Below are 22621 nucleotides of genomic sequence, written 5' to 3' on the forward strand. Positions count from 1 at the left end.
CCATGAGTCCAACACATCCTTGTCAGCCCATCAATCGTGATTCACGATTGATGGATGGAGCTTCAACAGCTGCGGTACGTGGTGGCCGTCGCCGAGACACGGAACTTCACCCGTGCCGCCGAGCGCTGCCTGGTCGTCCAGTCCGCGCTCAGCCATCAGATCGCCCGCCTGGAACGGGAACTCGGCGCCCGCCTCTTCGACCGGACGAGCCGCCGGGTGCGGATGACCCCGGCCGGTGAGGCGTTCCTTCCGGCGGCCCGTCAGTGCCTGGACGCGGCCGAGCGGGCCGCCGCCGAGGTCGCCTCGGCGGTCGGGGAGGTCCGGGGCCGACTCACCGTCGGCATGATCCCGACCGTCGCGGCTGTCGACATCCCGGCCGCGCTTGACGCCTTTCACAAGCGGTATCCGCACGTCCGCATCCGGTTGCGCGTCGGTGGCAGCGAACAGCTCATCGACCAGGTCAAGGAGGGCGCTGTCGACATCGGATTTCTCGGACTTCCGGTGACCGCCCGGCCCGAAGGGGTGGTCGCCAGGCGGTTGGCGTACGACCGGTTGGTGGCCGTGGTCGCCCCCGAACATCCGCTTGCCGGTCAGGCCGAGGTCGACCTCGCCCGGCTGTCCACCGAGGCGTTCGTGGACCTGCCGGCGGGTACGGCGGGGCGGGCCCAGTCCGACCAGGCGTTCGCCGCAGCCGGAGTGCACCGCGAGGTCGCCTTCGAGGTGAGCACCGTCGACTCGATGATGACCCGCCTCGTCCGGCGGCAGCTCGGCATCGCCCTGCTGCCGTCGAACTACGCGCCGCACCTGCCGGGTGTGGTCACCATTGCGGTGCGGGACGCTCCGGCCCGGATCGAGCACCTCATCTGGAACCGGAGCACGCTGACCCCCGCGGCGACGGCGTTCCTCACCGAACTGGACATCTCAGTCTCCGACGATGGAAGCGGTGGTGACAGGTGAGGCGGCTCGCGCCGCCGTGACCGGCTGCCGGCACGGCGTTCAGATCGTGAGGGGGCGGTCCCGGCGCGCGTCGGCCAGCACCTCCGCCCACCAGCGCAGTTCGGCCAGGCTCGCGGTCAGACCCCGGGCGACCTCCGCGTCCGGTGTGTAGCGGCCCTGGTCGTCCAGGCACGTCCAGGGTGCCCGCAGACCCAGGGCGCGGCGGGTGGTCACCACGCTGAGTTCGGCGAGCACCCCGCGCAGATGCTCGATCGCCGCGTACCCACCGTGCACGCCGTAGGCCACGATCGTCGCGGGCTTGACGCGCCACTCGCCGTAGTGCCAGTCGATCAGGCGTTTCAGTGAGGCGGGGTAGCTGTGGTTGTACTCCGGCGTGACGAACACGAACGCGTCGGCTGCGGCGATCCGGTCGGCGACCTCGCTCTTCGGCCCGCCGCCGGGATAGAGGAGGCTGTCGTCGGGCAGCTCGACCTGGGCAACATCGATCAGGTCGAGCTGCGCGGGGTCGAGTGCGGCGGCCACCCACTGGGCGATCGTCGGGCCCATCCGGTCCTTGCGGACGCTGCCCGAGATCACGGCCACGCGCCGGCCGGCGGGGGAGAGGCTGCTGCGGTGGTCTGTCGAAATGCTCATGTCCGAGACCGTGCAGGTTCAACATATGTTGAAGTCAAGTCCCGGTGTGCCTACCCTGCGTTCATGACAGTGCTCACGGGTCCGCCTCGGACGTTCAGCGTCAGTGAGGTCGCCGTCGACAGCGGCGTCGCGCCGTCCGCCGTCCGGTTTTACGACACCCACGGGGTGATCAACGCGGTACGCACCGCCGGCAACCAACGTCGCTTCGACAGTTCCGCAGCGTGCCGGATCCAGGTCGCCAAACTCGCCCAGCGGGCCGGCCTGAGTGTCCGCGAGATCGCCGCGCTCTTCGCCGACCTGTCGGCCGACCCGACGCCCGACGAGTGGGCGGATGTCGCCCGTCGGCTGGTGACCGAGGTCGAGGAGCGGGTCCGCGACCTCAAGGCGCAGCTCGCGGCGATGGAGTCGGGCACCCGGCTGTGCGAAATCGGGCGGGACGATCCCGCGCGGTGATCGTTCCGCGAAGGTGGCAGTCGTCGCGGACTTGACTTCACCATATGTTCAACCCCGATCGTCGGGTGCATGAGTGATTCCCGTTCGTCCGCCCGTACGCTTGCCGCCCTGGTCGAGACGGCCACCATCGTCGGCCTCGGCACCAGTACCCGGGAGGCCACCGAGACCTTCCGGCTGGTCGAGGAGGCCACGCACGCGCTGATCCGGCGCGGTTTCCGGGTCGTCGCGCTGCTGGACAACCAGCGGGTCGGCGACCTCTACGACAGGTACGTCCGGGGCGAGGACATCGACCTGGACGCGGCGTTCAGCCAGGCGTGGGGTCCGTGGCGGACGGTCGAGATGCGCGACGCGCTCGTCCGGCTGCGCCGGCACAACGAGCGTCACCCCGACGATCCGGTACGCCTGATCGCCGTCAACGGGCGCCGCACGCTGCCGGCCGACTACGACCGGGTCGTGGCGCTGCTCGCTCCGTCGGACCCGGCGGCCGCGACGCGGATCGGCGAGATGTTCGCCGTCATCCGTACCGCCCACGACAACGGTGAGCATGTCCAACGCCTGCGTGGCACCCACCCGGGCGTGCCCTTCGTCGACCTCGCCCGCACCGCCCACGACCTGGCCGCCGAGCTGCCCGACAGCCCGGGGCGTGACGAGGCGCTACAGCTGATCGAGGGGATCGTCGACTTCCACGCGCACGCCCTCGGTGCCGGCTACGACGCGGCAGCGGAGGAGCGTGCGGCGGCCGAGCGACTCCTCGATCACCAGCGGCGCACCGGCGACCGGGTGGTGTTCTGGGAGGGCAGCGCCCACGTCGCGGCGCACGGCGACACGATGACAGGCGCACACCTCCGGGCGGCCCTCGGCCAGGAGTACGCGGCCGTCCACCTCACCTTCGGCCACGGCCGGATCCCCGCGACGGACATCCCACGCCCCGTCCCGTCGTCACTGGAGGCGGTGCTGCTCCACGAACCCGGTGAACAGATCATCGACCTGCGCTCGGCCCCCGCGTACCTCGCCGACCGGATCGACAGGCCGTGCCGGACCCGGCTGATCTCCGGTCTCTACCGGGCCGACCACGACGCGGACCACTACTACGACCTGCCCACACTGGCCAGCAGTTTCGACGTGCTCGCCTTTGTCCCCACGGTCGCCCCGATCCATCCGCTGCCGCAGTAGGGCGACAACGGCCCGCGCATCGAGTGTCGTCGGACGTCATACAAATTATGTTTAAGTTCCTCTATGCTTCCGGAAGTCGCACCAGACCTCCACCACCACCCCCGGAGGAATCCATCATGATCGTTTTGAGAGGTCGCCGTCATCGTCCCCGACGGCTGGCGGCCATCGGCGCGTCAGCTCTCATCCTGGCGGGCGGGGCCATCCTGGCCCCGCAGGTCCAGGTCGCGGTCGCCGCACCGGGCGCGGTGATCGCCGAGGCCATCGTCCCCGGCCAGAGCGCCGTGATCACCGGTGTGGCGTCGGGACGGTGCCTGGAGGTGCCGAACGCGAGCACCACCAACGGCATCCAGACCCAACTGTGGGACTGCTCCGGCGCAGCCCACCAGACCTGGACCTACACCTCCGGACGGCAACTCCAGGTGTACGGCACCAAATGCCTGGACGCCAACGGCGCCGGCACCAGCAACGGCACCCAGGTGATCATCTGGGACTGCCACGGTGGCACCAACCAGCAGTGGAACGTCAACGCCAACGGCACCATCACCGGCGTGCAGTCCGGGCTCTGCCTGGACGCCAACAACGCCGGCACCGGCAACGGCACGAAGATGATCCTCTGGTCCTGCCACGGCGGCACCAACCAGCAGTGGACCTCGCCGGCGCCCCCGCCGACGAGCCCGCCACCCACCCCGCCGGCCGGGTCGCTGCCCTGTGACATCTACGCGGCCGGCGGTACGGCGTGCGTGGCGGCGCACAGCACGACCCGGGCGCTGTACTCCGCGTACCGGGGTAACCTCTACCAGGTGCGGCGCTCGTCGGACAACACGACCCGCGACATCGGTCTGTTGACCACCGGCGGCACCGCCAACGCGGCCACGCAGGACTCGTTCTGCGCCGGCACGCAGTGCGTGATCACGGTGATCTACGACCAGTCCGGCCGGGGCAACGACCTGTGGTACCAAGGCTCCACAGTCGTCCCGGGCTCGCCGCAGAGCCGCCCCGCGATCGCCACCACCGAGTCGCTGACCGTCGGGGGCAGCAAGGCGTACTCGCTGTACATCAACCCAGGCAACAGCTACTGGCGGGACGGTCACCTGACCGGCGTGCCGACCGGCAGCGCACCCGAGGGCATGTACATGGTGACGAGTGGTACCCACGTCAACAACGGCTGCTGTTTCGACTACGGCAACAGCGAGACCACCCGCAAGGCCGACGCGGCCGGCGCGATGGACGCGATCAACTTCAGCACCCAGTGCTGGTTCGGCGGGTGCTCCGGTACCGGCCCGTGGGTGCAGGCGGACCTGGAGTGGGGCCTGTTCCCCGGCGGCAGCCAGTCGTGGAACCCGAACCAGCGCTCCTTCCCGCACAAGTTCGTCACCGCCACCCTGAAGAACAACGGCACCACCCGCTTCGCCATCAAGGGCAGCAACGCCCAGTCCGGCAGCCTCTACACGCTCTACGAAGGACCCCTGCCGCCCGGCTACAGCCCGATGAAGAAGCAGGGCGCGATCGTCCTGGGCAGCGGTGGGGACTGCTGCAAGCCCGACGGCGGGGCCAACCTCAGCGCCGGCACCTTCTACGAGGGCGCCATGGTCGCCGGCTATCCCTCCGACGCCACCGAGAACGCCGTGCACGCCAACATCATCGCCGCCGGCTACCGCTGACGTTCTCCCGCCACTCGCGTGGATCACCTGCCGAAACCGGGCCGGTGATCCACGCGTAACAACAGGGATCCGTCGATGAAACCCACCGCTGAGATCGTCGGGCATCGATCTTGAGCGGGAGGTGGCGGTGACGATACCGACGACACGGCGACAGTTCCTCCAGGCCGTCGGGGTGTCCGGCGGGGCGGGTGTGCTCTACGGGACGATGGGCGCCCTCGGCCTGGCGCCCGCCGCGCAGGCGGCCCCACCGTTCCGGGCGCCGAACCGGTCCGACTTCACCCTCACCGGACGGTCGGCGAAGTCCGTACTGGTGCTCGGGGCCGGCATCGCCGGCCTGGCCACCGCGTACGAGCTGGGCAAGGCGGGCTACCGGGTGCGGCTGTTGGAGGCGCGCGACCGGCCCGGCGGGCGCAACTGGACGGTGCGGGGCGGCACCACCGAGACCGACCTGGACGGGCGCACCCAGCGGGCCCGCTTCGCCGACAGCCAGTACCTCAACGCCGGACCGGCCCGCATCGCCCAGCACATGGTGACCCTCGACTACTGCCGGGAACTCGGCGTGCCGATCGAGATCTTCGGCAACCAGAACGCCGACGCCTACTACGTCAACGAGAACGCCGGAGCGCTGTCCGGCCGGCCGATCCGGCACCGCGAGGCGAAGGCGGACGTCTACGGGTACGTCTCCGAACTGCTCGCCAAGGCCACCGACCAGGGTGCGCTCGACACCTACCTGACCGGCGAGGACAAGGAGCGGCTGCTGGAGTTCCTGCGCGGCTTCGGCGCGATCGGCGGCCGGGTGGCCGACGACCCGGCGGCCAGCTGGCGGTACGCGGGCACCAACCGGCGCGGCTACCTGGTGGAGCCGGGCGCCGGCTTCGAGGCGGGCACCCCGAAACTCACCCCGTACCCGCTGACGGACGTGCTGGCCAGCGGCATCGGCAGGTACTTCTCCTTCGAGTTCGGCTACGACCAGGCGATGCTGATGTTCCAGCCGGTCGGCGGGATGGACCGCATCGCGTACGCCCTCGAAGCGGCGGTGGGCCGCCGCCTCGTCACCTACGGCGCCGCGGTGCGGTCGATCTCCAACACCGGCGCCGGCGTCGAAGTGGTCTACGACGGGCCGGGTGGCCGGACGCGTACCGCAACCGCCGACTTCTGCGTGTGCACCATCCCACCGCAGGTGCTGGCGAAGATTCCGGCCAATCTCACCCAACCGGTCCGGGACGCGTTGGCCTACCCGGTCCCGAACGCCACCGGCAAGATCGGACTGCAGTACCGGCGACGGTGGTGGGAGCAGGACGAGAACATCTACTCCGGCATCACCAACACCAACCTGGACCTCGCCACCGTCTGGTACCCCTCCTACGGCTACCACGGCGCGAAGGGCGTGGTGGTCGGCTACTACAACTTCGGCGCCAACGCCCAGGCGTACGCGGCGCTGACACCCGCCGAGCGGGAGGCCCGCGCCGTCGCCCAGGGCGTGAAGATCCACGGCGAGGCGTACCGCACGGAACTGGAGACGTCGTTCTCGGTGGCCTGGGAACGCACCCGCTACTCCGAGGGCGGCTGGGTGTCCTGGCCGTCGCGGAGCAACGGTCAGTACGGTCGGCTGCTGGAGCCGGACGGCCGGGTCTACTTCGCCGGTGACCACCTCAGTCACTACATCGCCTGGCAGGCCGGGGCGTTCGAGTCGGCCCGCAAGGTCGTTACCGACCTGCACGCCCGGGTCATGTCGAGCTGAACTCCGACAGCTCGACCTCGGTGAAACGGCGTCACCTGCGAAAAGTGCCTGGCCGACGGGCACGTCGCAGGCCCTGGTGATCGACTTTGTCCAATAGCATGGCGCGCATGGTCGTAGTCCGGTGGCTGGTGCGATGACCCAGCCGGCCCCCGGTGCGGCCCGTCCCGCCGCGTGGTGGCTGCGGGTCGTCTTCGGGGTGATCGGCCTGGTCGCCTCGGTGCTCGGCTACATCGGACTGGAACGCCTGTCGCGGGTACGGCCCGACGCCATCGCGGACCGGTACGACATCCTCTACTACGACCTGCAACTGTTCTTCCTCAGCGCCGAACTCTTCGAGGAGCCGGGCCCCTATCCCTGGCAGTTGCAGGTGGCCCGGTTCATGGCTCCACTGTTCACCCTGCTGGCGGTGGCCGAGGCCGGTCGGCTGCTGCTGGCCGCGGAGATCCGGCGGCGGCGGGCCCGCCGGGCCAGTGGCCACGCCGTCGTCTGCGGCGACTCGCAGTTCGCGCACATGCTGGCCGACCGGCTGCACGCCGACGGCGGCCGGGTGGTCGTCGTCCGCTCCGAAGCGTTCGGGCCCCTGGAGTACCGGCGACGCCGCTACCTCGGCGTGGTCGGCGACCCGACGAACGAGGAGGTGCTGCGGGGTGCCGGCCTGCCCCGGGCACACACCGTCTACGCCTGTACCGACGACGACGACCGCAACCACGCCATCGCCAACACCGCCAACCGGCTGATCCAGGACCGGCGGCACCCGCCCCGGGTGTACGTGCAGGTCCACGACCCGGAGATGTGCCTGTCGTTGCAGGCCCGGCGGCTCGGTGCCGCCGGGTCCAGCCGGCTGCGGTTGGACTACTTCCACGTGGACGACATCGCCGCCCGGGCGCTGCACCGGCACCATCCGTTGCCGTCGGCGCCGGACCGGCCGACGACAGTGCTCATCGCCGGTGACGGCAGCTTCCGCCGGGCCTTGCTGGTGGAGACCGCCCGGCACTGGCGGGCGTACCAGGCCGACCAGGGTGGGCCCGACCGCCGGCTGCGGGTGGACGTGGTGGCACCGGACGCCCGCGCCGAACTCGCCCTGGCCACCTCCCGCTATCCGTTCCTGAACGACGTCTGCCGGCTCGCCGGGTACGACCGCGACATCGACGGGCTGATCGGGTTGGACCAGTTCGCCCCCGGCAGCTACGACCGCATCTACATCTGCGCCACCGACGAGATCAGCGGCCTGCGCTTCGCGCTGGACACCCCGGCGCTCTGGCGCGGGGCGCGCAGCATCGTCTTCGTGCCGGTCTACCGGCAGGCGGCGCTCGCCGCCGCGTTCCACGGCGACGCCCGCCACGACCTGCTCGACGAGGTGCACGGCAAGCTGCGGCTGTACCCGGTGCTGACGCAGGCCTGCGACGCCCGGCTGATCGCCGAGGACCTCACCGAACGACTCGCCCAGCAGATCCACAGGCGGTACCTGCACGCCCAGCAGCGGGCCGGCGTGCGCCTCGGCGACGCGCCGGCCATGGTGCCCTGGTCCCGGCTGCCGGAGTCGCTGCGCCGCGCCAACCGCAGCCACGTCCAGGACATCGCCGCCAAACTGCTGAACCTGGGCTGCGTGGTGGCTCCCCGGCAGGGCGGTGCCGGTGACGCCTCGGCCGCCGGCCGGGCCATCGACGACCGGATCGAGCAACTGGCCCGGCTGGAACACGAGCGGTGGTGCCGGGAGCGGCGCTCCGAGGGGTGGACGTACGGTGAGCCGCGCGACGACGTCCGGCGCCGGCATCATCTGCTGCGACCGTGGGACGAGCTGCCACCGGCAGCGAAGGAACAGAACCGGGAGGAGATCCGGGCCTTGCCCGATGTGCTGTCCGACAGCGGATTCGAGTTGATCCGGTTGAGTCCCGCGGTACCCGTCCAGCGGGAGGGAGCGGCCGATGCCGCCTGAACGGGAACCGGTCCGGGTCGGGGTCACCGGGCACATCAACCTGACCCCGGCCACCGAACGGCTGGTCGCCGAGGCGATTCGGATCGAACTGCGCCGGATCAGCGACCGGCCGGTGCACGGGGTCACCTGCCTGGCGGCGGGTACCGACCAGATCTTCGCCCGCGCGGTGCTGGACGGCGGCGGCACGTACGAGGTGATCCTGCCGGCCCCCGACTACCGGGACACCATCGCCCCGGCTGCCCGGGGCACCTTCGACGAGCTGCTGGCCAGCGCCACCCGGGTCCTGCACACCGGCCACCGCATCTCCGGCACCGCCGCCTACGTGGCCGCCAACCGGGAACTGCTGCTGCGGGTGCAGCAGCTGCTGGCGGTCTGGGACGGCAAGCCGGGCTGCCACGACGCGTCGACCGACCGGACCGTCGGCTGGGCCCGCGAGCGGGGCATCCCCACCACAGTCATCTGGCCCGCCGACGCGCGGCGGACTCGCTAGTCCCGAGCTGTCCGACGCCCTACCCGGCCACCGACAGCCAGAAGACGCCGTGACCGGCGACGCCGAGGTCGTACTCGCCCGAGTCCGGCACCCGCGGGAACTCAGCTCCGCCCATCAGCTCCCGTGGCCGGCGACCGACGTGTGAGGCCAGGTCGAGCGTCGTGGTCTGCGGGTAGCGGGAGAAGTTGAACAGGCAGAGCACCTCGTCGCCGGACTCACCGCGCAGGAACGCCAGCACGGCCGGGTTGGTGGAGCGGACGATCCGGCAGCCGGGTCGGGAGAACGCCGGCCAGGCGTGCCGGGTCTCGATCAGCTTCTCGACCACGTGCAGCAGCGACGACCGCGAGCGGAGCTGGTTCTCCACGTTCACCGCCATGTAGCCGTAGATCGACTCGTGGATCGGGGGAGCCGGCAGGTTCTCCGGCTGGGCCACCGAGAAGCCGCCGTTGCGGTCCGGCGCCCACTGCATCGGCGTGTTGAACGCCAGATGGCCCGGTAGCGCCAGGTTCTCGCCCATGCCGATCTCGTCGCCGTAGTACAGCACCGGCACGCCGGGCATCGACAGCAGCAGGGCGAAGGCGAGTTCCAGCTGCCCCCGGTCGTCGTTGAGCAGGGTCGCCGTGCGGCGCCGGATCCCTGTCGCGCCCCGCATCCGGGCCAGCGGCGCGTACGCGTGCAGCAGGTCGTCGCGTTCCCGTTCGTGCAGCAGACCCAGCGACATCTCATCGCCGTTGCGCAGGAACACCGCCCAGTGCCGGTCGGCCGGCTGGTCGCCCATCTGCGCCAGCACCCGGGACACCGGCCGGTGTGCCTCCCGCCGCATGGCCAGCAGCAGGCTCGGCATCAGCGAGGCGTACATCACCAGATGGCACTCGGGGTGCTCGGCGGTGCCGAAGTAGGCGCCGGCCCCCTCCGGCCAGTCCTCGCTCCAGGCGATCAGGATCCGGCCCGGGTACGTCGCATCCAACCAGGACCGCAGCTCGCGTAGGTAGCCGTGGGTCTCGTCGAGCCCTTTGCTGGAGGTGCCGCTGCGCTCGAACAGGTACGGGACGGTGAGCAGGCGTAGCCCGTCGACGCCCTGGCGGAGCCAGAAGGCCATCACGTCGCGCATCGCCGCGCGTACCTCGGGCGCGTCGTAGTTCAGGTCCGGCTCGGACCGGCTGTAACGGTGCCAGTAGTACTGGCGGCGGCGGGTGTCGTAGGTCCACCCCGCGCCGTGGCTGCCGAGTGGGTCGTCGGCCTCGGCGTAGCCCTCGCCGCTGTCGCTCCAGACGTAGAAGTCGCCGTACGGTCCGGTCGGGTCGCTGCGGGAGGCCTGGAACCACTTGTGCTTGTCGCTGGTGTGGTTGAGGACCAGGTCCAGCACCACCCGCAGCCCCTGCCGGTGGGCCAGGCTGAGCAACTCCAGCAGGTGCGACGGCGCGCCGAGGCCCTCGTCGATCGCCTCGAAGTCGGCCGCCGCCCGACCGTCCACAGGCGACGGGGCCGCCATGATCGGGTTGAGCAGCAGGCAGTCGACCCCGAGGCGGCGCAGGTAGTCCAGCTTCTCGGTGACACCCCGCAGGTCACCGTGGCCGTCACCGTCGGAGTCGTAGAAGAACCGGACGTTCACCTCGTAGAAGGTGCTGCCGGCCGCCCAGCCCGGCTCGCCCAGCGGTTCCGGTGGCCCGGGATCCTCGGTCACCTCGGCCCGGGTCACCCGCAGCCGGCCCGAGAGGGCCTGCCGGGCGCGCTCGGCCACCCGCTCCGCCGGATCCCGCTCCAGGCTCTCCAGCGTCTCGAAGGCGGCGACCAGCTGTTCCCGGCTGCGCTGGTGGCCGTACGCCCAGTTGCTCAGCTCGTCCACGGCCAGCACCCGTGCTGCCGCCAGCCGGCTGCGGGTGAGCGCCAGCAGCTCCTCCGGGATCAACTCGGGCCGACGCGGCGCGTTGCTGAGGATGAGGTCCCCGACCCCGGCGGCGCGCATCTGGGGTGTCTGCCGGCGTTCCCGATCGACCATACGCACGGCCGCGTACTCGAACGCCTCCCGCACGCTGATGATCCCGTTGCCGTCCCGGTCGGCGCCGCCGGTGCGCAGTCCTTCCAGGAACGGACCGGAGAACGCCGACGGCAGCGCGTGCTGCTTGTGGCCGTCACCCTCGTGGGCCAGCTCGGTCGCCCCGGCGGAGACCACGACGATCCGACTGCGGTCGCCGCGCTGTTTGAGGTCGCCGAAGGCGCCCGCGTGGCAGCAGTCGAGGATCAGCACCAGTTCACCGGCGCGGCACTCGTCGACCCAGTGGCGGAACTCGTCGGTGGGCACCGAGGTGGGTGGGAGCCGGTCCGGGTCGGTGTCGGTGGCGGTGAGGTAGAGCCGGTGATCGTGGTGCAGCCGCCCGTGGCCGGAGTAGTAGACGAGCAGGAAGTCGTGCCGATCGGCGCTTGTCAGAAAGTCGTAGAGGGTGAGCTGGAGGCGGTGCGAGTCGGCGTCCAGGAGATCGCGTACGTCGTCGAAGGCGCCGAGCGTCGGATCCCGCAGCAGCCGGGCCCAGGCCTTCAGGTCGCTGGCGGGGGAGTCGAGGGCGGGCAGCGCCTCGTTTGCGTAGCTGCCCACCCCGACCAGCAGCGCCCGCTTCACGGTGAACCTGCCCGGTCAGTCACCGTCGACCTTCTCGGGTACGGCCGCCGTACCCTGCCGGGGCACCGACACCGACTTGATCAGCTCGGCCAGGGTCTTCTCCGACACGTCCCGGACGTCGATCTCGGTGCCGTCGGGGAGGGTCATGCGTAGCCGCTTGCCCTTGTTGCGGTCCTGAAAGCGCTTGATGACCTCGGCCAGGTGCCGGATGTCCGCCGCCGCCCGCTTGACCGTGGGCACGGTGAACACGGCGAGGGCGATCACCCCGAAGATGTAGCTCGCGGTGTCCCGGGTGCCCGGCGCGGCCTCCGCGGTCAACTCGTTGGCCTCGACACCCGGAAGCTGGTTCAGGTGGTCCTTGAGGTGGCGTGCCTGCTCGGCCAGTTCCTCGTCGCTGACCGGCCCGTCCGACGCGACCTGCAAGATCAATCCATCGATCATGATCCCATCGTGGTCGGTGGCACTACGCGGTGCAAGGGCCGCCACGGCGGGATACGGGTCAGGGCCGGATGTGACGGGCATCCGACAGAAGCTGTGTGATTCTGACAGGCGCCGGTTGCTGTCCGTTTCGCTGATGCCAATTCGTCGTACCTGGGGAGTAGACCGACCAGGACCGATCCATGTAGGTGCCGGGGGCCGTCGAGCCGGCCCGCCGGCCCGACGAGGGCGAGAGGAACCAATATGAGTGGTGTACGCGTGCTGGTAGGGACGCGAAAAGGCGCGTTCATCCTGACCGCCGACGGCAGGCGCGACAACTGGACTGTCGACGGGCCGCACTTCGGTGGCTGGGAGATCTACCACCTCACCGGGTCGCCGGCCGCCCCGGACCGGCTCTACGCCTCCCAGTCCGGCGGCTGGTTCGGGCAGCTGATCCAGCGCTCCGACGACGGCGGGCGGACCTGGACCACAGTCGACAACGACTTCGCCTACGCAGGTGACGTCGGCGACCACCTCTGGTACGACGGAACGCCGCGGCCGTGGGAGTTCAAACGCATCTGGCACCTCGAACCGTCCCGCGACGACCCGGACACCGTCTACGCGGGCGCTGAGGACGCGGCGCTCTACGTGTCGAACGACGGCGGCGGCAAGTGGACCGAGCTGACCGCCCTGCGCACCCACCCGAGCGGGCCGTCCTGGCAACCCGGGGCCGGTGGCCTGTGCCTGCACACGATCATCCTGGACCCGGTCCACCAGGGTCGGATCTACACAGCCATCTCGGCGGCCGGCGCGTTCCGCAGCGACGACGGCGGCACCAGCTGGCTGCCGATCAACAAGGGGCTGCGTTCGGGCGAGATTCCCGACCAGGACTCCGAGGTCGGCCACTGCGTGCACCACATCACCCAGCACCCGTCGCGCCCGGACACCCTGTTCATGCAGAAGCACTGGGACGTCATGCGCAGCGACGACGCCGGGGCGAACTGGCGCGAGGTGAGCGGCAACCTGCCGTCCGACTTCGGCTTCCCGATCGCGGTGCACGCCCACGAGCCGGAGACCATCTACGTGGTGCCGATCAAGAGCGACTCCGAGCACTACCCGCCGGAGGGCAAGCTGCGCGTCTACCGCAGCCGGACCGGCGGGGACGAGTGGGAGCCGTTGACCGACGGGCTGCCGCAGGCGGACTGCTACGTCAACGTCCTGCGCGACGCGATGGCCGTCGACACGCTCGACCCCTGCGGCATCTACTTCGGCACCTCCGGTGGCCAGGTCTACCGCTCCGCCGACGGCGGCGACAGCTGGGCGCCGATCGTCCGGGACCTGCCGCCCGTGCTTTCGGTGGAAGTCCAGGTCCTGCCGTGATCCGGGTCGTCCTCCCGGCTCACCTGAAGACCCTCGCCGGGGTGACCGGTGAGGTGCGTGTCGAGGTGGCCGGCCCCGGGCCGGCCACCCAGCGCCTGGTGCTCGACGCCATCGAGGCCCGCTACCCGATGCTGCTCGGCACCATCCGGGACCGGCACAGCGGCACGCGCCGCGCCTTCGTCCGCTTCTACGCCTGCGAGGAGGACCTGTCCAACAGCTCACCCGACACGCCCCTGCCCGACCGGGTCGCTGCGGGCGAGGAGCCGTTCATCGTCCTCGGCGCGATGGCCGGGGGATAGCGCGGCGCCGGGCGGTGGGCGCGGTCAGACGCCGCGGGCGAACAGCGCCAGACGCACCCGGTTGGGGCTGTCCGTCTTGGTCATCAGGCTGGTGATGTGGGACTTGACGGTGGTGACACCGATGTGGAGCCGCTCGGCGATTTCACCGTTGGACAGCCCGTCGGCGACCAGGTCCAGCACCTGCTGCTCCCGGGCGGTCAGCCCGGCGACCGGCGACGGCGTCCCGGTCCGGGCGTGCACCGCGCGGTCCACCAACCGCCGCAGCACCTCCTGGCTGAACGGGCTGTCGCCGGCCGCGGCGCGGCGCACCCCGTCCAGCAGATCCGTCGGCGGTGCGTCCTTGAGCAGGAACCCGCAGGCACCGGCCGTCAACGCCGGGTAGAGGTGGTCGTCGTCGCCGAACGTGGTGAGCACCAGGACGCGGGCACCGGGCCGGTCGGCGAGGATCCGGGTGGTCGCGGAGATCCCGTCGACGCCCGGCATGCGCAGGTCCATCACCACGACGTCGGGCACCAGCCGGGCGGCGAGCGCGATGGCGTCGCGGCCGTTGTCGGCCTCACCCACGACCTCGATGTCGGGCTGAGCCTCGCAGAGCATGCGCAGACCGGCCCGGATGAGCTGCTGGTCGTCGACCAGCAGCACCCGGATCACGCGCGCTCCGTCGCCCGGTGGAGGGCGGGCAGCACGGTGGCGACCCGCCACCCCGTGCCGGTCGGGCCGGCGGTCAACCGGCCGCCGAGCACCTCCACCCGTTCCCGCATGCCGGTGATGCCGTGACCACCGCCGGCCGGCACGGTGACCGGCAGCCAGCCACGCCCGTCGTCGGTCACCTCCCAGTGGACCGCGCCGTTGACCACGCTCACCGACAGGTGCGCCACCGCGTCCGCACCGGCGTGCTTTGCCACGTTCGTCAGCGCCTCCTGGCTGAGCCGCAGCACCGCGAGGCCGCGTACCGCGTCGAGGGTCCCGACCGCCGGGTCGATGTCGGCGACCACCGTGACACCCGCCTGACGGGCCCGGTCCACCGCGCCGCCGAGCGCGGCCGGCAGCGCGGACGGTTCGATGGCGGTCAGCGCGGCGTCGCCGCGTACGCCGTCGGGGTCACGCAGCACCGCGACCAGCCGGCGCAGGTCGGCGAGGGCGGCGGTGCCGGTGCCGTGCACGTCGTCGAAGACCGCGCTCACCCGGGGGTCCAGGTCGGTCAGGACGTGCCGGGCCACCCCGACCCGCAGCACCATCGACGCGACGTGGTGCGCGACCACGTCGTGCAACTCCCGGGCGATGGCGCTGCGTTCGTCGGCGCGCGCGGCCCGACCCTCCGACTCGCGTCGCCGTTGCTCCTCCTCGGCCCGCCGCCGCGACTGCTGACCGAGTTCCCGGGTGGTCCGGATGACAAGTCCGAGCAGCAGCGGTACACCGACCTCCGGGAGCAGCCCGAACACACCGGAGAGCAGCCGCGGCAGCGGATCACCTATCGAGTCGGTCAGGTCGACAATGGCCAGCAGCCCCGCCGCCAGCCAGATGGTCCGCCCTCGGCGGGCGACCATCGTCAGTTCGAGCAGCGCCCAGCTGGCCCCCACCTGGTTGATCGTGAAGTCGTCGACCAGCCAGATCGCCACCGCCAGCAGTATCGTCTGTGCCAGCAGGTTGACATGTGGCCGGTGGTGCAGCGACAACCCGGCCGCGAAGGCGAGCACCGCGAGGATCAACTGGGTGTTCGTCGGCGCGACCTGGGCGCCGACGAACAGATAGCCCAGGCCCGACAGGATGAGCAGCACCATCCGCGCGAGGCTGTCGCGCGCGTCGAACAGCCGCCCCAACCAGCCCACGGCCTCAGCCTAGGCGCTGCTCGTCGAGGCCAGAAGTGGCCGACGGGCCGGCCCATCTGGTGCGAACGACCAGATAGGCCGCCAGGCCGAGCGGACCCAGCAGGATCGTCAGGAGCAGCACCGGCGCCATCACCAGCGACGGGACCACCCGTTCCCGGCTGTCGAGCCAGGCCCAACGACCGACGAACAGGTCGAAGGCGATCATGTGTGCCCAGGCCGCCGCCGCGCCGTCGGCACCGCCGAGCAACTCCCGTACGCCGTCCAGGGTGGGGTCCACCACTGCCGGCAGGACCTCACCGAACGCCGGAACCACCAGGATCGCGTAGATCACCACGACCGGCATCACGATCAGCGGCGACCGGATGATCCGCTGGGTGACCGTCCAGTTCGGCAGCAGGATCATCAGCGCCCAGAAGGGTGCCGCCACCGCGAAGGTAAGCGTGAACAACGTGGCGCTCACGCGGTCACCTCCGCCCGCGCGTCACCCTCGACCCCGTCGTCGTGCGGTCCCGCTGACCGCGCCACCCCCGGCCCCGCCGAACGCTGCTCACCCGAACCCGACCGGTGCTGCTCACCCGGAGCCGACTGGTGTTCGGCTCCGGCTGTCGGCACCCTACGTGCTGCCAGCACGCCGCCGGCAGCGGCGACGGTCACGATCGCCAGCCCCGCGACGGCGGCCAGGGTGAGCGTGTCCGGGCGCAGCAACGGCTGCCCGCGCAGCGCCTGCCAGGTCAGCAGCACCGTCGAAGCGCCGTAGCTGACACCCACCACGAGCAGCAGCCGCGCCCGCGTACGCGCGTCCAGCCAGCCACCGGCGAACCGGCTGAGCAGCAACGCCAGGATCGGCAGCACCTGCATCCCGTGCAGCCCGACGAAGTGCCCGATCCGCAGGTCTCCACCTGTCGTGCTCCAGCCGACAAGCGGCAGCCCCGGCCCACCGTCGGCCACGCCGACACTGTGCGCCCCGGCGATGCCCTCCATGACGGGAGCCTGATCCGGCAGCGTCATCGGCACCGCCACCAGCATGCCGAGCGCGGCCAGCGCGAGCCCCAGACCGATCGCGTACCGGCCGGCCCGGTCGGCGATCGGCTGGCGCAGCACCGCGACGCCGATGACGACGTGCGCGACGAACAACACCATGATCGCTGCACCCATCAGCTGCCACAGTACGGCGTTGAACGGGGTGGTCTCGTTGTAGTGGCTGGTGGTGCCGCGTACCACCTGCCCGACGATGATGCTCATCTCCACCACACCCATGGCTACCACCACGGTGACCGCCCACTCCGCGATCCGGCTGCGACGACGCAGCAGGGAGAGCAGCCAGACCAGGGTGCCGCCGTACAGCACGAAGGACACCGAGAACTTGAACGGCTTGAGCCAGATCGGCGCGCCGGTCAGGACCCGCTGGTCGGCGACGATGCCGACCGCGCAGACGACGGCCAGCACCGCCATCGCCGCCACGAAGACCATCAGGGGGCGGTGCCAGTACGCCCGCCGCGACAGGTTGTCAGTCATGCCTGTAGATGCTTGTCGGCGTACGGCCGGCCGTCGCCCGACCTCGGGCCCCGATCGCGGCCGGTGGTGGGTGGCCGTCTCCTCCCTGGGTAGGAGACCGGCAACGGCCCCTGTGAGCAGGGCCCTACGCCTCTGTCGGTGGCGCGGGGGCGGTGGCAGCCTGGCGGGGTGAGGAGGCGACGATGACCACCCTGAAGAAGACGACGCACTGGACGGTCGGCGACGTGATGACCCGCGACGTCCTGTCGGTGCGGCCCGACACCTCGTACCGCGAGGTGGTCGACGAGCTGCGGCCCTCGCGTGACTGACGAGCGACTCCGGCATTCCGACGCGGCGGAGTACCCGGCCCGGCAGGTGGCGGGCCGGGGGCCCGGCTGGTACCGGGGCGACGTCCACCTGCACACGGTGCTCTCCGCAGGCGGTGAACTCTCCCCAGGGCAGCTAGCCGCCGCCGCCCGGGAGATCGGGCTGCACTTCGTCGCCACCACCGAGCACAACACCTCGGCCGGGCACGGTGACTGGAGCCGGTACGCGGGCGACGACCTGCTGGTGATCCTCGGTCAGGAGGTCACCACCCACACCGGGCACTGGCTCGCCCTCGGCCTGGAACCCGGACACCAGGTCGAGTGGCGGTACGGCGTGCGCGACGATGCCATCGAGCACCGGTTGGCCCAGGTACGCGCATCAGGCGGGCTCTGCGTGGCCGCGCACCCGTACGCGCCGTACGAGTCCGGGACCCTGGCCTACCCGTACCGGTGCTTCGACGCGGTGGAGGTGTGGAACGGACAGTGGCGCTCGGACCTGCCGTGGAACGCCGACAACGAGGCGGCGCTGGCCGAGTGGGGGCGCAACCTCGGCCACGACATCCATCAGGGACGGTGGTGGCCGGCGGTCGGCAACAGCGACGCCCACCTCGCAGGTCAGCTCGGCACACCGCACACGGTGGTCCACGCCGAGGAGTTGAGCGTCGACGCGGTCCTCGCCGGCCTGCGCGCCGGCCGGAGCTGGATCGCCGGCTCCACCGCCGTCGACCTGGTGCTCACCGCCGCGACAGGTGGCCGCGCTGTCGGCGTCGGTGAGCGCCTGGACTCCGGCGGCGAGCCGATCGAGGTGCGGGTGCGGGTGGCCGGGGTGCCGTCCGGCACCGTCAGCCTGCACACCGAACGCGGCACCGTGCTCCGCGAGCGACTGCCCGGGGACGGCGCGGGCACGATCCGTTGGCGCACCACGGCGCGGGACGGCGGCTTCGTCCGGGCCGAGGTGCGCCATCCGGACCGGCAGATGGCGGCCCTGACCAACCCCGTGATCCTGACCTGACCGGTGTCAGGTGGCGCGGCGTCGCCGACGCCGGGCAGCGCGACCCGGTCACATCCAGGGTCCGGCCGGGGTCGAGGGAGTGAGGGGTTCAGGGGAAGGGGAGTGGCGATGCGGGAGCCCGCCTGGTTGGCCGATCGGTTCGAGCAGCAGCGGCCGTACCTGCATGCGGTGGCCTACCGGATGCTCGGGTCGCTCGGCGAGGCGGAGGACGCGGTGCAGGAGACGTGGCTCCGGCTGTCCCGCGCCGACTCCGACGAGGTGGACAATCTCGCCGCCTGGCTGACCACTGTCGTCGCTCGGGTGTGCCTGAACATCCTGCGTACCCGGCAGCGGCGGCGCGAGGAGCCGTTGGACATCCGGGTACCCGACCCGGTGATCACGCCCGCCGGACCCGACGACCCCGAGCACGCCGCCGTGCTCGCCGATTCGGTGGGACTGGCGCTGCTTGTGGTGCTCGACACGCTGAGCCCCGCCGAACGCCTGGCGTTCGTGCTGCACGACATGTTCGGGGTGCCCTTCGACGAGATCGCCTCGATGATCGACAGGACGCCGGTGACCACCCGACAGTTGGCCAGCCGGGCCCGCCGGCGGGTACGCGGCCAGGCGCCGCCGGCCGACACCGACCTGGCCCGTCAGCGCGTGGTCGTCAGCGCGTTCCTCGCCGCCGCCCGCGACGGCGACATCGACGGGCTCGTCGCCGTGTTGCATCCGGACGTGGTGCTGCGGTCCGACGGCGGCGCCACCCGCACCCGCCACACCACCGTGATCACCAGCGCGCGGGCGGTGGCCGCCCAGGCCACGACCTTCGGCCGGTTCTCGCCGTTCGCCCGCCACGCGGTGATCAACGGCGCTGCCGGGGTGGTGGTCATGGCGTCGGGTCGCCCGTTGTCGGTGATGGCGTTCGGTGTCCGCGACGGGCGTATCGCCGAGATCGATGTGCTCGCCGACCCGGATCGCCTGGCCACCTTCGACCTCTCCGCCTTCACGTGATCGCCGACCGGCACCCGACAGGCTGAGGTGTCCGTCCGGCACGGCGCTCCGACGGCCCGGCGCCTCGACCGGCCGGGTCGGGGCGCAGCCGTGCGCTGCGCCCGCGGCGGATCAGCGCGGCGCGGCGTACGCCAGTGGCGCGCGGATGTCGTCCCAGGTGCCGGTGAGCGTGGCGACGGCCGGGGCGGCGGTGGATCCGGGGCGGCGGATCACCCCCAGCTCGACGGCGTCGGTGACGATGAGCGTCGGGTCGCCGTCGACCACCTGACGCACCGCCCCGACCGGGGGCGCGTCGGCGGCGGGGGTGTCGCTTGTGATGTCCATGCTGGGTGGGCGCACCTCCCGCCGGCCGTCGACCTCGAAGTATTCCTCGGCCTGAGCGGTGCCGGCCAGGATCGTGGCGGCCAGGGCAGCCGCGTACACCGGGTCACCCACCGCGTCGTAGACCCAGCGGCGGCCCAGTACCGAGTGCTCGGTGGTGCCGACCAGCCACTCGTCGGCACCGTCCAAGGGTGCCCCACGGTAGGTCAGCGGCACCTGGTGCACCGGCCCGTCACCGCCCCGGACCAGGAGCGTCTCGATGCCCACCTGGCCGGCCGGATCGTCGAACCGGTACGCGGCCACGCGCGTCACGTCGCCGCCGCCCGCGTACCAGTCGCGGGTCGGCAGCCAGGTCGCCAACAGGTCCAGCTTGGCGGGACGGATGTCTGCTCGGTGCAACAACGCCATGTGCCGCATCGTACGCACATCGGGACCAGACGGCCGCCCACGGGCCGGCTGGAAAACGGTGGCGTCGGCGCTCGGACCGGGCGCAGACTCGGCCGATGACGGACCAGCTCCGGGAGCTCACCGAACTCGTCGGGGCGGTGCTCGGCGACCGGCTCGTCGGCGCCTACCTGCACGGCTCGGCCGTGTTCGGTGGACTGCGGCCCGCCAGCGACATCGACGTGCTCGTCGTCGCGGCCGGCAGCCTGACCGACCGGGAGCGGCGGCGGCTGCTGGACGGCCTGCTGGCCACCTCCGGTGCGGTGCACCGGGCCCGTCCGGTCGAGTTGACAGTTGTCGTCGGCACCGAGGTGCGGCCGTGGCGCTTCCCGCCCACTGTGGACTTCCAGTACGGCGAGTGGCTACGCGAGGCGTACCTGTCCGGTGTGGTTCCGCAACCGGAGACGATGGCGGACCTGGCGCTGTTGGCCACGGCGGCCCGTGCCGGCGATCACCCTTTGGTCGGACCGCCTCCGGCGCGGGTGCTGGCGCCGGTGCCCCGAGCCGATGTGGTGCGGGCGAGCTTGGCCGGCGTACCGGGACTGCTGGACGACCTCGACGGTGACACCCGCAACGTGCTGCTCACCCTCGCCCGCGTCTGGTTCACCGTGGCCACCGGGCAGATCCGTGCTAAGGACGCCGCAGCCGACTGGGCCCTGGCCCGCCTGCCTCCGGAACACCGGCCGGTCCTGGCCCACGCCCGCCAGTTGTACCTGGACTGCCGCTACGAGCAGGAACGCTGGAGCGAGACCCTGCTGGCCCAGGTCCGCCCACACGTCGACGAGGTGCTGCGCCACCTCGAACGGGCCGTGCGCCCCGGTGAGGCGGTGGCTCGCGGGTGATCGGGAGAACCTGACAGCGGGCAGGTGTGCGGGCGTGCTCGGCGGGTAGGCGCCGGCTTTCGACGAGGGAGCCGAGATGGCCGACGAGGCGCCGGACTACTTCCAGCCCGAGGGTGGCATGGTCCTCACCCACCTGCTGATCGTGCGTGACGTCAACCGCTCCCGGGAGTTCTACCGGGGAGTCCTGGGCGCGACTGTGGTGCGCGAGCTCAATCCGGCCGTCCTGCGCCTGCACAACAGTTACATCGTGCTCAACGACGAGGGTGGCCCCACCGACGACAAGCCGACCGTACGAGCCCAGGCCCCAACGGACTCGAACACCCTCAGCGGCGCGATCAACATTCGGGTGACCGACGTGCACGCGGTCTACGAGCAGTGGCGGGCCCGTGGCGGGGAGTTCCTGACCGAACCGAAGGACCATGCTGCGGAGATCCGCTGCTATCTGCGGGATCCGGACGGATACCTGATCGAGGTCGGCCAGGCCACCGGGATCCTCGCCGAACAGGCCCGAATCGCCGATCCGGGCCGAACTGCCGCCTGACCACCGACATCTCCGCGTCGTCCTGACCCACTCCACTCCACCCCGCCGGCCCGCTTCGCTGATCATGCAATTGCGGCACCTGGAATGGGAAGAATGTCCAGATTCTCAGGTGCCACAACTGCATGATCGACGAGGTTGGGCGTGAGGGTGGGAGGGTGGGAGGGTGGGGTGGGGGTCAGGCGGGGTGTGGCTCTGGGGTGCGCTCCTGCTCCCACATCGAGGCCATCTCGTCGAACGCGTGCTCCATGATCTGCTTCATCGCCTGGCGGGCGCCGTCGCCGTCCCGGCGCTGGATCGACTGGGCGACGTCGGCGTGCAGTTGCAACGCCTGCTCGTGCGGGTGGTGGGGCATGAGGTGGTAGTGGTGGCGGCCGGTGAGCACCTCCGCCACCAGGTCCTGGAGCTTGACGAACATCTCGTTGCCCGAGGCGCGTAGCACCCGGCGGTGGAACTCGATGTCCAGGCTGAGGAAGCGCTCCTCGTCGCCGGCCTTGCCCGCGGCCCACATCTTGGCGGCCAGGCCGACCAGTTCGCTCGCCTCGTCGTGGTCGACCCGGTGCGCGGCGAGCCAGGCGGCGTGGGGTTCGACCGCGGTACGCAGCTCGGTGATCGAGCGGAGCTGGGCGATGCGCCCGGCCGAGGCGAGCCGCCAGCGGATCACCTGCGGGTCGAAGACGTTCCAGGCGCCGGCCGCGCGGATCATGACGCCGACCCGCCGTCGGGTCTCGATGAACCCCATCGACGCGAGCACCCGGAGCACCTCGCGGATCACCGAACGGGACACCGCGTAGCGCTCGACCAGGTCGTCGATGTTGAGCACCGCCCCGGGCGGGATTTCCCCGCCGCAGATGGCGGTGCCGAGGTGATCGAGGACGCGTCCGTGCAGCCCGGCCTCGACAGGGGCGGTCTGGGCGGGCGCGGCCCCCGGGGAGGTCAGATCCACGGCTCGGATCATATCAGTTGGGTCTACCACTTGTTTAAGTCTGCTTTTTCGGCCTAGCATCCGGACGTTAAGCGGATGTAAACGGCCGAGGTCGCGCTCGTCCCCCCGATGCGCCGACCAGG

23 protein-coding genes are annotated in these 22621 nt (G+C 71.2%); 14 read left to right on the forward strand and 9 right to left on the reverse strand.

Translation table 11 applies throughout. The features are described from left to right. Nucleotides 1-54 precede the first annotated feature (54 nt). Nucleotides 55-957, forward strand: a complete 903-nt coding sequence (locus Van01_RS26590) for a LysR family transcriptional regulator (protein ID WP_204013135.1) — start codon at nt 55-57, stop codon at nt 955-957. Between the two features lie 39 nt (nt 958-996). Here Van01_RS26590 and Van01_RS26595 read toward each other — a convergent pair whose 3' ends face one another. After that, a complete protein-coding gene (locus Van01_RS26595; RefSeq protein ID WP_204013138.1) occupies nt 997-1590 on the reverse strand; it encodes an NADPH-dependent FMN reductase in 594 nt (197 codons plus the stop codon). Between the two features lie 63 nt (nt 1591-1653). On the opposite strand from Van01_RS26595, the gene Van01_RS26600 reads away from it, so the two are divergent. From Van01_RS26600 to Van01_RS26625, 6 genes are all read left to right on the forward strand, one after another. Beyond that, nucleotides 1654-2043: a MerR family transcriptional regulator gene (locus tag Van01_RS26600; protein ID WP_204013140.1), complete on the forward strand. Its 390-nt coding sequence runs from the start codon at nt 1654-1656 to the stop codon at nt 2041-2043. 69 nt (nt 2044-2112) lie between these two features. Continuing rightward, nucleotides 2113-3216 (forward strand): erythromycin esterase family protein, encoded by a 1104-nt coding sequence (locus tag Van01_RS26605; RefSeq protein ID WP_204013142.1) that lies wholly within the window; start codon nt 2113-2115, stop codon nt 3214-3216. A 116-nt stretch (nt 3217-3332) separates the two neighbouring features. Further along, nucleotides 3333-4877, forward strand: coding sequence for an arabinofuranosidase catalytic domain-containing protein (locus tag Van01_RS26610; RefSeq protein ID WP_204013144.1), 1545 nt, complete (start codon nt 3333-3335; stop codon nt 4875-4877). A gap of 127 nt (nt 4878-5004) precedes the next feature. Then, a complete protein-coding gene (locus Van01_RS26615) occupies nt 5005-6618 on the forward strand; it encodes a flavin monoamine oxidase family protein (RefSeq protein WP_204013146.1) in 1614 nt (537 codons plus the stop codon). Nucleotides 6619-6751: 133 nt separating this feature from the next. Beyond that, on the forward strand, nt 6752-8554 hold the full coding sequence (locus tag Van01_RS26620) for a RyR domain-containing protein (protein WP_204013150.1): 1803 nt from the start codon (nt 6752-6754) through the stop codon (nt 8552-8554). Then, nucleotides 8544-9044: a hypothetical protein gene (locus tag Van01_RS26625; RefSeq protein ID WP_204013154.1), complete on the forward strand. Its 501-nt coding sequence runs from the start codon at nt 8544-8546 to the stop codon at nt 9042-9044. Before Van01_RS26620 ends, Van01_RS26625 begins: the two co-directional genes overlap by 11 nt. A gap of 19 nt (nt 9045-9063) precedes the next feature. On the opposite strand, the gene Van01_RS26630 is transcribed toward Van01_RS26625, so the two are convergent. Beyond that, entirely contained in the window at nt 9064-11661 is a 2598-nt protein-coding gene (locus Van01_RS26630) for a caspase, EACC1-associated type (RefSeq protein ID WP_204013157.1), read from the reverse strand. A 15-nt stretch (nt 11662-11676) separates the two neighbouring features. After that, complete coding sequence (locus Van01_RS26635) at nt 11677-12102, reverse strand: hypothetical protein (protein WP_204013160.1); 426 nt, start codon at nt 12100-12102, stop codon at nt 11677-11679. 240 nt (nt 12103-12342) lie between these two features. On the opposite strand from Van01_RS26635, the gene Van01_RS26640 reads away from it, so the two are divergent. Continuing rightward, the gene (locus Van01_RS26640) at nt 12343-13458 is read left to right on the forward strand and encodes a WD40/YVTN/BNR-like repeat-containing protein (RefSeq protein WP_204013163.1); all 1116 of its coding nucleotides are present in this window, start codon (nt 12343-12345) and stop codon (nt 13456-13458) included. Next, nucleotides 13455-13757 (forward strand): MoaD/ThiS family protein, encoded by a 303-nt coding sequence (locus Van01_RS26645; protein WP_204013166.1) that lies wholly within the window; start codon nt 13455-13457, stop codon nt 13755-13757. The genes Van01_RS26640 and Van01_RS26645 overlap by 4 nt, the downstream gene beginning before the upstream one ends. A gap of 24 nt (nt 13758-13781) precedes the next feature. On the opposite strand, the gene Van01_RS26650 is transcribed toward Van01_RS26645, so the two are convergent. Genes Van01_RS26650 through Van01_RS26665 form a run of 4 tightly spaced genes read right to left on the reverse strand, consistent with a single transcriptional unit; the run spans nt 13782 to nt 17101 of the window. Continuing rightward, nucleotides 13782-14408 carry a response regulator transcription factor gene (locus tag Van01_RS26650; RefSeq protein ID WP_204013169.1) on the reverse strand — a complete coding sequence of 209 codons (627 nt, stop codon included), beginning with the start codon at nt 14406-14408 and terminating at the stop codon, nt 13782-13784. Then, nucleotides 14405-15586 carry a sensor histidine kinase gene (locus tag Van01_RS26655; protein WP_204013172.1) on the reverse strand — a complete coding sequence of 394 codons (1182 nt, stop codon included), beginning with the start codon at nt 15584-15586 and terminating at the stop codon, nt 14405-14407. The genes Van01_RS26650 and Van01_RS26655 overlap by 4 nt, the downstream gene beginning before the upstream one ends. Before the next feature lie 4 nt (nt 15587-15590). Continuing rightward, the gene (locus tag Van01_RS26660) at nt 15591-16046 is read right to left on the reverse strand and encodes an ABA4-like family protein (protein WP_204013176.1); all 456 of its coding nucleotides are present in this window, start codon (nt 16044-16046) and stop codon (nt 15591-15593) included. Beyond that, on the reverse strand, nt 16043-17101 hold the full coding sequence (locus Van01_RS26665) for a hypothetical protein (RefSeq protein ID WP_239099315.1): 1059 nt from the start codon (nt 17099-17101) through the stop codon (nt 16043-16045). Before Van01_RS26665 ends, Van01_RS26660 begins: the two co-directional genes overlap by 4 nt. 182 nt (nt 17102-17283) lie before the next feature. Here Van01_RS26665 and Van01_RS26670 point away from each other — a divergent pair, with 182 nt between their 5' ends. The 3 genes from Van01_RS26670 (at nt 17284) to sigJ (ending at nt 19408) form a co-directional block, all read left to right on the forward strand. Beyond that, on the forward strand, nt 17284-17409 hold the full coding sequence (locus Van01_RS26670) for a CBS domain-containing protein (protein ID WP_204013179.1): 126 nt from the start codon (nt 17284-17286) through the stop codon (nt 17407-17409). Continuing rightward, the gene (locus Van01_RS26675) at nt 17402-18418 is read left to right on the forward strand and encodes a CehA/McbA family metallohydrolase (RefSeq protein ID WP_204013182.1); all 1017 of its coding nucleotides are present in this window, start codon (nt 17402-17404) and stop codon (nt 18416-18418) included. The genes Van01_RS26670 and Van01_RS26675 overlap by 8 nt, the downstream gene beginning before the upstream one ends. Nucleotides 18419-18526: 108 nt before the next feature. Next, the gene (gene sigJ, locus Van01_RS26680) at nt 18527-19408 is read left to right on the forward strand and encodes an RNA polymerase sigma factor SigJ (RefSeq protein WP_204013183.1); all 882 of its coding nucleotides are present in this window, start codon (nt 18527-18529) and stop codon (nt 19406-19408) included. A gap of 111 nt (nt 19409-19519) precedes the next feature. Here sigJ and Van01_RS26685 read toward each other — a convergent pair whose 3' ends face one another. After that, nucleotides 19520-20137, reverse strand: coding sequence for a CG0192-related protein (locus tag Van01_RS26685; RefSeq protein WP_204013185.1), 618 nt, complete (start codon nt 20135-20137; stop codon nt 19520-19522). 95 nt (nt 20138-20232) lie between these two features. Between Van01_RS26685 and Van01_RS26690 the strand changes: the two genes are divergently transcribed. Next, on the forward strand, nt 20233-21015 hold the full coding sequence (locus tag Van01_RS26690) for an aminoglycoside adenylyltransferase family protein (RefSeq protein ID WP_204013187.1): 783 nt from the start codon (nt 20233-20235) through the stop codon (nt 21013-21015). A gap of 76 nt (nt 21016-21091) precedes the next feature. Next, complete coding sequence (locus Van01_RS26695) at nt 21092-21556, forward strand: VOC family protein (protein ID WP_204013189.1); 465 nt, start codon at nt 21092-21094, stop codon at nt 21554-21556. Between the two features lie 175 nt (nt 21557-21731). On the opposite strand, the gene Van01_RS26700 is transcribed toward Van01_RS26695, so the two are convergent. After that, nucleotides 21732-22499, reverse strand: coding sequence for a FadR/GntR family transcriptional regulator (locus Van01_RS26700; RefSeq protein WP_239099316.1), 768 nt, complete (start codon nt 22497-22499; stop codon nt 21732-21734). Between the last annotated feature and the right edge of the window lie 122 nt (nt 22500-22621).

Source organism: Micromonospora andamanensis (genome assembly GCF_016863495.1).
GTDB classification, from domain to species: Bacteria; Actinomycetota; Actinomycetes; order Mycobacteriales; family Micromonosporaceae; genus Micromonospora; species Micromonospora andamanensis.